The organism is Limosilactobacillus vaginalis, assembly GCF_025311515.1.
GTDB lineage: Bacteria > Bacillota > Bacilli > Lactobacillales > Lactobacillaceae > Limosilactobacillus > Limosilactobacillus vaginalis.
Genome location: NZ_CP104399.1, coordinates 816154 through 828505, shown reverse-complemented (window position 1 = coordinate 828505; position 12352 = coordinate 816154). Strand labels below are relative to the sequence as shown.

Genomic DNA, 12352 nt, shown 5'->3' with positions numbered 1-12352 from the left:
GATGTGAAAGAACAAGGAATCGGTCACAGTCATGCCAAAATAATTTTAATGGGCGAGCATAGCGTGGTCTACGGCGAACCAGCAATTGCCCTTCCGCTCCCGGATGTTACGTTAACGGCAATAATCAAGTTAACGAATAAGGGCGGCCACCAAATTAAAAGCCGTTACTTTGAGGGACCACTAAACCAAATTCCCGAAAAGATGGCAGGAGTTCAACGATTAATTTCTTCATTGATGCGACGCTTTAATGGCGAAAGTGATCAATGGATAATGACAATTAAAAGCCAATTACCGGCAGAACGTGGTATGGGATCGTCTGCAGCTACAGCGGTCGCTATCGTTCGCGCTTTTTTTGATTTATATGAAGAAAGGCTTGAACGCAAGCAATTGCTCCAACTTGCTGATATTGAAGAAGAAGTAACCCACCGAAGTCCTTCCGGTTTAGACGCGGCAACCGTCAGCTCAACATCACCACTCTACTTTGTCAAAGGACAAGCAGGTGTACCACTAAAAATGAACTTACAGGCAACAATGGTCATTGCTGATACAGGGATTAAGGGCGCCACCAAGGAAGCAATCATTGCTGTCAAACATGAGTTAGATACTAACCATAGTACAGCGTTAAGCCATATTAATCATTTGGGAAAACTGGTTAATTTAGCTAAGGATTATTTGAGTAATAATGAGGCAATGAGCCTTGGAATCGCACTTAATAGCGCACAAAATGACCTGGCTGCATTAAATGTTAGTGACGAACACTTGGACAGATTAATCGCTGCTGCTAACCATAATGGCGCATTAGGAGCTAAAATAACAGGCGGTGGCCGTGGCGGTTGCATGTTTGCGATTACCAGAACCGCGCTTGGAGCCAGAAAACTAGCAGGAATTTTAAAAGATAATGGTGCCAAGCAAGTATGGTTACAACCACTTGGGGATACGGAGGAAACAAATTAATGATCACCGCACGTGCACACACTAATATTGCGTTAGTTAAGTACTGGGGTAAAAAGGATCAAAAGCTGATCATTCCGCAAACGGATAGCCTTTCACTAACGTTAAATGAATTCTATGCTGATACAGGAGTTGAATTCAGAGACGACCTGACAGCTGATGACATTGAAATTGATGGTCAACCGGTCACTGGCCATTCTGCCGAAAAGGTTAAGGACTTTCTCGATCATATTCGGCAAATTAGCGGCAACCACAATTACGCCAAGGTTATTTCCACTAACCATGTACCAGTATCTGCAGGGTTGGCGTCTTCCGCTTCAGCATTTGCTGCTCTTGCAACTGCGGCTAGTAAGGCAGCCGGACTGAATCTCGACCGACGCTCTCTTTCTCGTCTTGCCCGTCGCGGCTCGGGGTCAGCTACACGCTCCATTTATGGTGGCCTTGTTGAGTGGCACCGGGGAACCGATGATCAATCTTCCTTTGCTGAACCGATTATGGAAAAAGTCGATTTTGGAATTGAAATGATTGCAATCCTAATCAATACCACTAAGAAAAAGATTTCAAGTCGCCAGGGAATGCAATCAAGTGTTGAGTCTTCACCTTATTACCCTACTTGGCGAAAAGTTGTTGCTCATGACATGGTAGCAATGAAGGAGGCCATCTCAAACAAGGATATTGATCAGATCGGTCACATTGCTGAAGAAAATGCTCTTCGCATGCACGCTTTGACCCTTTCAGCTGATCCGGGGTATACCTATTTTAATGGTGATACGATCCACGCAATTCAGGCAATTAATGACTTGCGTTCACAAGGGGTGAGTTGTTACTATACTATGGATGCTGGTCCAAATGTCAAGGTGATTTACGATCAAAAAGATCGCAAAAAAATTGTTCAATATTTGGGGAACCTTTTCGGCAAGGAAAGGTTAATTATTTCACAGCCTGGACCAGGAGTAGAAATTATCGATAAATAGGATTTGATTGAGAGGTTATGTAAAATTGATTACTGAAAAAGCACCCGGCAAACTTTATATTGCTGGTGAATACGCTGTTGTGGAAAATGGTTATCCGGCAATCCTAGTAGCATTGGATCAATTCGTCACTTGTTCAATTGAAGAAAGTGCTGCAGAAGTTGGTAAAATCATTAGTCGACAATACCACAATAATGCTTTACAGTGGCATCGTCTTGGAGAACAAATGGTTGTTGATAATCGTGATAACCCGTTCTCTTATATTTTATCCGCAATTAAGGTAACTGAAGAGTATGCCCGGAGTTTTGCTCGCGAATTGCGAATATTTGATCTACATATTGATAGTCAGCTAGATAGCGACTCGGGAAAGAAATATGGTCTTGGCTCTTCCGCTGCTGTTACGGTTGCCACGGTAAAAGCCCTTTGTCGTTTCTATAACCTGCCCGTTACTAAGGATGAGATTTTCAAACTAGCAGCGATTGCTCACTTTGAAGTTCAAGGGAACGGATCATTGGGAGATGTGGCGGCCTCCGTTTATGGCGGTTGGATTGCCTACCATTCATTTGACCGTCAATGGCTTGCTCAACAGCGGAAATATCTTGATTTGAGAACTCTCGTTGATTTACCATGGCCCGATCTCAAGATTGAATCCTTAAAGGCCCCAAGCAACCTTCAACTCCTCATTGGATGGACAGGCAAGCCGGCCTCAACCTCGCAATTAGTTGATAAGATTTCCCTATTCAAAGCCCGGCAACAAAAAGAATACCGACAGTTTTTGGAGGACAGCAAGCACTGCATTCAGCGAATGGTTGATGGCTTTCACAATGCTGATTTAGAATCAATCAAAAACGAGATCCGGTATAACCGGGAACTATTAAAACAACTCGGTACGAATTCCGGTGTTCATATCGAGACACCCGTCCTAAATAAACTCTGCGAGATTGCTGAGGATTTTGGCGGGGCAGCAAAGACATCCGGTGCCGGTGGTGGTGATTGCGGAATCGTTGCTATTGATCGTGATAGCAACTTCAAGTTAGTATTAAAAAAATGGGCAGCAAATAAGATCGAACAACTACCCCTTTCAGTTCACTTCATCGAAAACGTTAAGGGTGAGATCAAACACCACCTCATCAAAAAATAATAATTAATGATAAAAGAGTGTGATAATTGATCGATCATGATTCAAAGGTCACACTCTTTTAGTTAATTTTAAATGTTATTAATTCAGAAAGTTTATTTAAGGAGAGAAACTATGGAATCAAGTCATGCCCAACGAAAAAATGAGCATCTTTCGTTAGCAACTAAGCTTTATAACCAGGTCCATACTAATTCATTTAATAGTATGCAGGTCATTCATAAAAGTCTTCCAGAAATTAGCCTTAATCAAGTAAATCCCGTTACTAACTGTGGAAATTTAAGACTCGCGTTCCCCTTTTTTATTGAAGCAATGACTGGTGGCAGCCAGAATGCACTTAAAATCAACCAGGAACTGGCAACTGTTGCTAAAAAGCACCACCTCGCAATGGCACTTGGCTCAGCAAGTATTATTTTTCATGATCCAGCCGCTAAAAAAAGTTTTAAGATTGTCCGTGACGTTAATCCAGATGGAATTATTATTGCCAACCTAAGCGCCAAAGCGAGTCTCGAACAGGCAAAAACAGTTATTGACTTACTAGGCGCCAATGCTCTTGAACTCCACATTAATACTACTCAAGAATTAATTATGGATGACGGCGATCGTGATTTTCATTGGCTAACTAATATTGAATCTCTGGTTAACCACCTTAATATTCCAGTCATAGTTAAGGAAGTTGGTTTTGGCATGGATAGTTCAACAATTAACCAGCTGCAATCAATCGGTGTCTCCATAATTAACGTTAGTGGTCGTGGAGGAACTAACTTTGCTGCCATTGAAGATCGACGAAACCATACAGCAGATTTTAGTTTTCTCGACCAGTGGGGACAAACAACCCTAGAATCAATGTTAGAAGCACGGGAAGCACGAACTAAGGATACCCAAATTATTGCTTCTGGCGGGATCTGTTCCCCACTAGACGTTATTAAGGCAGGAATCTTAGGAGCCAATGCTGTTGGCGTTGCCGGCTATTTTCTTAATATTCTTATTCGCGATGGAATTGATGCCCTTGATAAAGAACTTACTAGTTGGCAAATAGCCCTTCCTCGACTTCTCGCCCTTCTTGGTTGTAAATCCTTTAACGAGCTACCATCAACTAATTTTGTCTTACATGGTGAAGAATTCGAATATGCTCAACAACGCAATTTAATTTAAGGATGGTGATCATAGAATGACAGCGTATCAAAACATTCTTTTTGACCTTGACGATACACTATTAGATTATGGAGCTGCCGAAAGCCACGCCTTAAAACAACTCTTTAGTGATTTTAACCTGAAATTAACACCAACCGTTAAACAAACATTTCAAAATTATAATGTCGGGATGTGGCAACGGTTTGAACGAAATGAACTCACCTGGGATCAACTTATGGAACACCTCTTTGCCGACTATTTTAAGGCTTACCACCAGCTAAATGTTCCTGGTAGAGAGACAATTCAAACCTACCTTAAATACCTCAGTAACAATCATCAACTTGTTTCCGGAACGCGAACGGTAATGGAGTACCTAAAGCAAAATAAATACCACGTATATGCCGTTACCAATGGGCAAAAGATAGTGCAAGATCAGCGACTGAAGGATGCTAAATTACTTCAATATTTTGATGATATTTTTATTTCACAAGTGATTGGGCTTCAAAAGCCGAACAAAGAAATGTTCGATTTTGTGCTTCAACACATTAACGGTCATCGTAATAACACTTTAATGATTGGAGATTCATTAAGTTCTGATATTCAAGGCGGCATTAACGCTCATCTTGATACAGTCTGGTTCAACCCCCATTCATTGCATAATTCAACCCGCTTAAAGCCAACCTTTGAAATCCACCGTTTAACCGAGCTTAAAGCAATTCTTTAAAAAGAAAAAGATGTGATGAATTTTTCATCACATCTTTTTTATTACTACTTAATCAGGTAATTAACTAAACCAACTTTAGTCATCCCATCAGTAGCAATTTTCTTCAAAGCTTCAGCTGACTTAGTCATTGCTTCACTTTCACGTTCATTTAATGGAACTTCGATAACCTTTGAAATACCAGATGCATTAATAACAGCTGGAGTTCCAAGATAGTTATCCTTAATACCATATTCACCATCAATGTAAGCACCAACTGGTAATACAGCATTTTCATCCCGTAGAATTGCCCGCGTAATTCTCATTAAGCAAGTTGCAACACCATATGCAGTAAAGCCTTTGCGGTTGATGATTTCGTAAGCCTTGTGACGTACGTCATCTTCAATCTTTAGCAATTCATCATTACTGATGCCTTGTTCTTCACAGATTTGAAGAAGTGGCTTCCCACCAACTGTTGCACTAGAATATGCAGCAAATTCTGAATCACCGTGTTCTGCCATCACATTAGCACTAATATCAAGTGGACTAACTCCCAACTTCTTTGCTAACGCAACACGTAAACGTGCTGAATCAAGCGAAGTACCGGATGAAATAACCCGGCTAGCAGGTAATCCTGAAATCTTTTGAACTGCATAAGTTAAAACATCAACTGGGTTTGTTGCAAGTAAAAGAATTCCGTCGAAACCAGTAGCCATAATACTCTTCGTAATTTGCTTCATGATTTCAAGGTTCTTTCCAACTAAGTCAAGGCGAGTTTCACCTGGCTTTTGGGCAGCCCCAGCACAAATTACAACTAGGTCTGCATCTGCACAAGCATCGTAATCAGCTTGATAAACTTGCTTTGGGGCAGTGAAAACAGTTGCGTCTTCTAAATCGAGGGCGTCACCTTCAGCTTGTTCCTTTGACAAGTTAACAATTGCTAATTCCTCAGCCAACCCTTGTTGAACTAATGCATAAGCATAAGCTGAACCAACTTGTCCGTCACCAACAAGAACAACTTTTTGATGATTTTTTGACATAATTCAGTTTCTCCTTAATGATAAATTAAATTACATGAATAAGTGGGCGTAGATTGGAACCAAGATATCCATTGCTAATGAAATAATCAGAACAGAAACACCAGCCATGGCACCTTGAATTTCACCAAGTGAAAGAGCCTTAACAGAACCAACGGTGTGCCCTGCAGAACCTAAACCTAAACCAGTAGCAACAGCTGAAATCTTCTTCAAACCAAGAACCTTAATAAGGAATTCGGCCAAAGCATAGATAACAACGGCGTTAAGGATACATGCCATTGCAGTAACGGCTGGAACACCATGAACACCAGCAGCAATTGGCATGGCAACAGCAGTGGTTGCGGCTTGTGGCAACATTGATGCAGTTGAAGCGGCAGAAAGGCCGAATAACTTACATACAAGGTTGATAAGGAACAATGAAATAAATCCACCAACGAAGCAGATTACGATAATATCGAACCAGTACTTCTTGAAAATGTTGTTAACACGGTAAACTGGAATAGCGAAGGCCATAGTAGCTGGGTTCAAGAACCAGAAAATCATGTTACCACCAGGAAGGTAGAACTTCTTGTAAACAGCAGCGGTAGTGGAACCAGTACCCTTAGCCCAAATTGCTAAGACAACGATACCAAGTACCATCCCAACAAGTAATGGGTTAAAAAGGAAGAATCCATTACTAATCTTTGTTAACCACATACCAATTAGGTAAACAATCAATGAAATGAAGATACCAGTAAATGGTAATGCTAGATTTGTAACAATCGTATTAGCCATAATTATTGTGCCTCCCTAGTCTTCTTTAGTACCAGTGATCTTGTGGTGAATGCTCATAACAAGGGCACCAACGTAGGCAATAACAACAAGAATGATAATCGTAGCAATAATAATTACGATAACGTCTTGAAGTCCTTCCTTCTTCATGATGTCAAGGTGAGCAGCTAATTGGATACCTGATGGAACGAACAGGAATGCAATTAGTCCGATCATAAAGTCACCAAACTTAGCAACTTGGTGAAGCTTAACAATATGAGTAGCCAACAGAATGTAAAGCAATACCATACCAATTAAAGGAGTTGGTACAACAAAGCTCTTTGGAAAAAGATCAGAGATCAATTGAGAAACAAATAAAATAGCAGCAAAGATTCCCATTTGAACATAAATGTTGGAATCCTTAGGTTGTTTGTCCTTTTCCATAACTTATTCCCTCCCACAGAAATAAAAATAAATTTTGTTCGGTACCGTTTTCACAGTGCCTCTTCAGTTATTTAATTTACACTTTTTTTACTATTTGTGTTGAATTTCACACTTAAATAGCCATATTTAAGGATGAGATGCCCTAACCAATAGATGAAATGCCCTCAAGATTGTTAATTTATTTACAATTAGTTACTATATCAATCGATCTTTAACCATTAATCCTTTACTAATTCTTTTCTAATTTACTGTTATAACAGCTGTTTTACTATCTTCCATCTACTTTGTACATTACTGATCGAATGATTAACAGGAACCGGGGCAGAAAAACAAAATATTTTTCTGCCCCGGTTCTTATTTTTTAATATTCTAAAACTATTAAAGTATAATCGCAGGAATTTAATTTGCTAACTATACTCCTAATGCCTTCTTGGTGGTAGCAACAAATGACCGGCTCACAGGAACTTTACTCCCGTCATCAAGAGTTAGTTCGTAAGTATGATTAAAACTTGGTTGCAGTTCATGAACCTTATTAAGGTTAACAACAAAACTGCGGTGAACCCGAATAAACCTGTTAGGATCTAACAAATTAATAATACTATTGAGAGTTTGCTTACTAACGATCTCCTGATCTTCGGTATGAACAATAGCTTTCCCCGCTTGTGCTTGAATATAAAGAATATTTCGCTTCTGAATGACAATTGTTCGTTCATCATTAGTTAGTGAAATTCGCGGATTTCTTTGTTGAACAGTTACTCCTCGACTGCCATTCTGGTTATCCATTAGTCTAACGACCCGTTTGACGGCATCATTAATCCGCTCTGCTTCAAAAGGCTTCAAAACATAATCGATTGCGTCCGCCTCAAAGGCATCTAATGCATATTGGTCATAAGCAGTGGCAAAAACAATGTAGGGACAATTTCTCTTTTTCTTCAAGCTCTTGGCAAATGCCATCCCACTACCATCATCCAACTGAATATCCAAGAAGATTAAATCCGGCCGATTATTTGCCACTTCTTCGCGAGCAGAATTAATTCCATCAGCCTCATTTATTTCGTCAATCAGGTCATTTTGTTCTAATAGGTAGCTAAGCTCGTCACGTGCTAATGGTTCATCATCCACAATTAAGACTTTCATTTACTTGTCCTCCCTTTTTGGTAAATGGAATGGAGATACTGACTGTTGTCCCCTGATTACTACTGGTAAAGTGAAGGCCGCTTTTCTTGTCATACAACCCGATTAATCGCTGGTTCAAATTATGCAACGCAGTCCCTGAACCATGCTTAGACGGGACTGCCTGTTGGCCGAGACGCTTTATCAAGTCTGGTGAGATTCCCTGACCATTATCTTTGACCGTAATTATTAACCGGTCTTTTTGCTGATAGACATCAATGATCACGTAATTACCGATTTTCCGTTCCCCAAACGCGTGCTTTAATGCGTTTTCCACCAAAACCTGAATCGTAAACGGTGGCAGTAAAACATCATCACTAACAGTTGTATGCAACTGAACGTCGTACTTATCTGGGAAGCGAGTCATTTCCAAACTAAGATAGGCATTAACCTGTTGACGTTCTTGAGCTAAAGTAATTTGCGTTTCTCGAGCACCGACTAAGTTTGAGCGGAAATAGGTACTTAACTGCAGGAGCAACTGACGCGCCTTATCACTGTCTCGTCGCATCATTGCACTAATCGTATTAATCGCATTAAAGAAAAAGTGCGGGTTAACCTGTGCCTGCAGTGACTTGATTTCGGCATCACGAACCAACTTAGCCTGCATTTCGGCATTCCCTAAAGCAATTTGGTTAGCAAAGATTTCTCCCAAACCGGTTGCCAATTGAATTTCAACCGGCGTTAGCTTCCAACTATCGGTGTAATACATTTTTAAAGTTCCGGCCACACTATCATCAACCCGTAACGGAACAACAATCGATGCCTGTAAGGGACAGTCGATATGGGAACAGCCAATCTCTTCAGCATTTCGTGCAACCTTTACCTGACCGCTCTGAATGACTGATTCAGAGAGCGTTGTCACCATTGTTTCCCCCGAAATATGATGATCACTCCCCGCACCAATATGGGCAAGGATCGTATTCCGATCAGTGATGCTAATTGCGTCAAAGTTCGTGTATTTTTTGATGATCCGAACTACTTGCTGGGCTGATTTAACATTAAGACCGTTACGGAAATAAGGCAACGTTTGATTGGTTAACTTCAGTACCGAGTGGGTCTGCGTAGCCCGGGTTTCTTCTTCCTGACGAAGGTACATCGTAATAATCGAAATGAAAATTGATGTCCCTAGCGAACTGATTAAGATCATTGGAACCGCAATATAACGAACCAATAACCACCCCGTTGGACTAAACAGAAAGACGAAAATCATCTGAATTGATTCCATCGACAAACCAACAACAAAGCTTCGCCACGGTGTCATAACAGTAAATGAACTATTTTTATCCTTATATAGATAACCAGACAGTAACCCAATCAGTGTTGAACTAGGAATATAAAACCAAGCCTCACTGGCAAATCCAGCTTGAAACGCCCGGTGAAGACCAGCAATCAAACCAACTGAACCACCAACCCATGGTCCGCCAACAATTCCCGCCGTAGTTACTGCAAGAATTCTGGCATTGACAACCGAATAATCATGAGAAACAGCCGTTAATAAAACTTTATTATGCAGTTCATTAGCCGGGTCAATTTCAATCCCCGTAATATTTGCCATAATTGCAAATAAAGAAAATATTACCACTAATTGGAGCTTTGCCGTCAGTGTTTGGGCAAAGAGACAGCGACGAAACGCTGGAATGTTAACCAAGAGGAAAGCACAAATAATAACAAAGCCGACCCGCTCGGTCATTAAGATTGTTAGATATAACATGCGCTTATTAACTCCAATTATTGTTGTGTTCCGGTATTAATTACTGGTTGCGTTCCCCGTTCACTAATGATCGCCACCATAATGTTATTAATAATTTGCAAACGCTGTTCGTCCGTTAATTCTAGATTTGCTTCCTTAGCCAAGCGATCTATTGCATCCTCAGTAATTGATACTGCTCCTTCAACAATAATCTTGCGGGCAGATAAAATTGCGGACGATTGTTGCTTTTGTAGCATTGCACTAGCAATTTCGGTTGCATAAGCAAGGTGGGTCAACCGCGTTTCAACGATTTTTACCCCAGCAACATTTAACCGTTCCTGTAATTCGCTTGCTAACCGGTCAGATACTTCAGTTGGGTTGCTTCGAAGCGTTAATGCATCCTCATTTTCAAATGTATCATAAGGGTATTCACTGGCAACGTGACGAATAGCTGACTCACTTTGAATTTGAACAAATTGTTCATAGTCATCAACCGAAAAGAGTGCCTTGGCAGTATCAACTACCTTGAAGACAATTACCGCAGCAATTTCAACCGGATTCCCCTTTGAATCATTAACCTTGAGGATTTGACTATTAAAGTTCCGCACCCGAAGAGAAACCGGTTCCTTATCAGTAAACGGTACCGTCATAAATAATCCAGCATCACGAATTGTTCCGATGTAATTACCAAAGAACGTTAATGCCTTGGCTTCGTTAGGCTGAATAATCGTTAGACTACTTGAAAGAACTAAAATAAGGACAACTAACACAACCCCGATTACCATGCTTAACAGGTGACCAAAGCGAAAGCCGCTATATATAAGCCAGAGACCGACCAATCCGCCAAGAATTGCTATTAATAATCCTAAATAACCATTAACATGAAATGCTTGTTTTTCTTTCATTTTATTTAACTCCTCTAAAATCTTAACCCCTTTGGATAGAAATTTTTCACCGTCTTTTGCACTAATTTTCCAAATCCACAGGAGTGCTTATCGCAAACTAACAAATACCAGCCACTAGCTAACTCTTTATCAATTGTGATCGTATCACCGTGGACGTATTGACGCCACTGCTCTTCACTCAATTCAAGCGTTTTTTTTGCTTCAGTCGGCGTTAACGCTAAGGCTAATGCTAGTGATGGTTCAAATCGTCGTTTCTTAAATGTTCCAAGATGTAATCCTGGCCGGAGAATATTAAGATCATCAATTTCACTAATTCCAGCTGGCAAGTCATATAGCTGCTCGCCAAACAAAACTAATCTGGTAGGTTGATAATTAGGAATAACCGAATCCTGGAAATTAGTAAATAATTCTTGCTGATCCTTAGTTAAAGCATATGAATTTGAGTGCTTTTTCTTTCGCCGCTTCTTCCGTAAAGGCTTTTCAGCAACAGGAGTACCATAACGGAACTTGGCAACAAAATGTCCTTCACCTTTGATATGATGAGGAAAAAGACGAATTGCCTTTGCTAATTCTGGATTACCATCTGCCCATTCTGGACGACCATGATCCATCCCCGGGTAAGCTTTAACTTCCTCCATTTGCATTTCAGAATAATTTTTAAGAATCCAACTAGCATTTTGTTCATCTTCTTCCGGAGCAAACGTACAAGTTGAATAAACCAAAATTCCACCCGGCTTTAACATTTTGATCGCTGAAGCAATAATTTTTTGCTGACGATTAGCGCATTCCGCCGGATAATCTGTATTCCAGTACTCAATCCCAGCTGGTTCTTTTCTAAACATCCCCTCGCCAGAACATGGAGCATCAATTAATATCCGGTCAAAAAACTTGGGAAACTGCTTTTCAAGTTTTTCTGGACTTTCATTTGTCACCACTGTATTACGAGTGCCCCACCGTTCCAAATTTTCCGCTAAAATTAGGGCCCGTTTCCGAAAGATCTCATTAGCAACCAATAATCCTTGATCCTTCATTAAAGAAATTAGGTGGGTCGATTTTCCTCCTGGCGCTGCACAGAGGTCGAGAACCCGTTCTCCTGGTTGCGGATCAACTACTTCTCCTACATACATTGCAGAAGGTTCCTGACTATATACCCAGCCAGTAACATGATCCAAGGACTTTCCATTAACTTGACCATAATATCCAGTAGGTACATACGGCACTTTCCCTTTAGCCTGACTAATTGTCTTCTGCGGCAAGCCATCTTTCAGCGGGTTAACCCGAAAACCACTAAGGCTTTGTTCGTTCAACGCTGCTAAAAAAGCTGGGGCCTCATCCCCCAATAGTCGCTGATACTTAGTTTTAAATGCACTTGGTAGCTGCATTCTCTTAATCACTCCATCAATTTAATCTTAAACAAATTATAACTTATTTTAACCCGTTCCTAAACATTTCCCGGAAGCAT

Annotated in this window: 12 protein-coding genes; 5 read left to right on the top strand and 7 right to left on the bottom strand. The window is 40.6% G+C overall.

Annotation, left to right across the window (positions count from 1 at the left end; translation table 11 throughout):
* Positions 1 to 3 precede the first annotated feature (3 nt).
* From mvk to N4627_RS04025, 5 genes are all read left to right on the top strand, one after another.
* Positions 4 to 954, top strand: coding sequence for a mevalonate kinase (mvk, locus tag N4627_RS04045; protein ID WP_260965044.1), 951 nt, complete (start codon positions 4 to 6; stop codon positions 952 to 954).
* A complete protein-coding gene (mvaD, locus tag N4627_RS04040; protein WP_003716957.1) occupies positions 954 to 1925 on the top strand; it encodes a diphosphomevalonate decarboxylase in 972 nt (323 codons plus the stop codon). The genes mvk and mvaD overlap by 1 nt, the downstream gene beginning before the upstream one ends.
* A 25-nt stretch (positions 1926 to 1950) precedes the next feature.
* Positions 1951 to 3063, top strand: a complete 1113-nt coding sequence (locus N4627_RS04035) for a phosphomevalonate kinase (RefSeq protein WP_040531114.1) — start codon at positions 1951 to 1953, stop codon at positions 3061 to 3063.
* Between the two features lie 111 nt (positions 3064 to 3174).
* Positions 3175 to 4212 carry a type 2 isopentenyl-diphosphate Delta-isomerase gene (gene fni, locus N4627_RS04030; RefSeq protein ID WP_040531112.1) on the top strand — a complete coding sequence of 346 codons (1038 nt, stop codon included), beginning with the start codon at positions 3175 to 3177 and terminating at the stop codon, positions 4210 to 4212.
* 16 nt (positions 4213 to 4228) lie between these two features.
* Positions 4229 to 4915, top strand: a complete 687-nt coding sequence (locus N4627_RS04025) for a YjjG family noncanonical pyrimidine nucleotidase (protein WP_003716954.1) — start codon at positions 4229 to 4231, stop codon at positions 4913 to 4915.
* Positions 4916 to 4959: 44 nt separating this feature from the next.
* Here the strand turns inward: N4627_RS04025 and N4627_RS04020 are convergent, their stop codons facing one another.
* The 7 genes from N4627_RS04020 to N4627_RS03990 form a co-directional block, all read right to left on the bottom strand.
* The gene (locus tag N4627_RS04020) at positions 4960 to 5931 is read right to left on the bottom strand and encodes an L-lactate dehydrogenase (protein WP_003716953.1); all 972 of its coding nucleotides are present in this window, start codon (positions 5929 to 5931) and stop codon (positions 4960 to 4962) included.
* Between the two features lie 30 nt (positions 5932 to 5961).
* Positions 5962 to 6702 carry an LrgB family protein gene (locus tag N4627_RS04015; protein WP_003716952.1) on the bottom strand — a complete coding sequence of 247 codons (741 nt, stop codon included), beginning with the start codon at positions 6700 to 6702 and terminating at the stop codon, positions 5962 to 5964.
* A gap of 15 nt (positions 6703 to 6717) precedes the next feature.
* The gene (locus N4627_RS04010; RefSeq protein WP_003716951.1) at positions 6718 to 7122 is read right to left on the bottom strand and encodes a CidA/LrgA family protein; all 405 of its coding nucleotides are present in this window, start codon (positions 7120 to 7122) and stop codon (positions 6718 to 6720) included.
* A gap of 411 nt (positions 7123 to 7533) precedes the next feature.
* Entirely contained in the window at positions 7534 to 8259 is a 726-nt protein-coding gene (locus N4627_RS04005; RefSeq protein WP_124031414.1) for a LytR/AlgR family response regulator transcription factor, read from the bottom strand.
* On the bottom strand, positions 8237 to 10006 hold the full coding sequence (locus tag N4627_RS04000) for a sensor histidine kinase (protein WP_260965043.1): 1770 nt from the start codon (positions 10004 to 10006) through the stop codon (positions 8237 to 8239). The genes N4627_RS04005 and N4627_RS04000 overlap by 23 nt, the downstream gene beginning before the upstream one ends.
* 17 nt (positions 10007 to 10023) lie before the next feature.
* Entirely contained in the window at positions 10024 to 10890 is an 867-nt protein-coding gene (locus tag N4627_RS03995; protein WP_098044614.1) for an SPFH domain-containing protein, read from the bottom strand.
* Positions 10891 to 10904: 14 nt separating this feature from the next.
* Positions 10905 to 12272: an RsmF rRNA methyltransferase first C-terminal domain-containing protein gene (locus tag N4627_RS03990; RefSeq protein WP_098044615.1), complete on the bottom strand. Its 1368-nt coding sequence runs from the start codon at positions 12270 to 12272 to the stop codon at positions 10905 to 10907.
* Between the last annotated feature and the right edge of the window lie 80 nt (positions 12273 to 12352).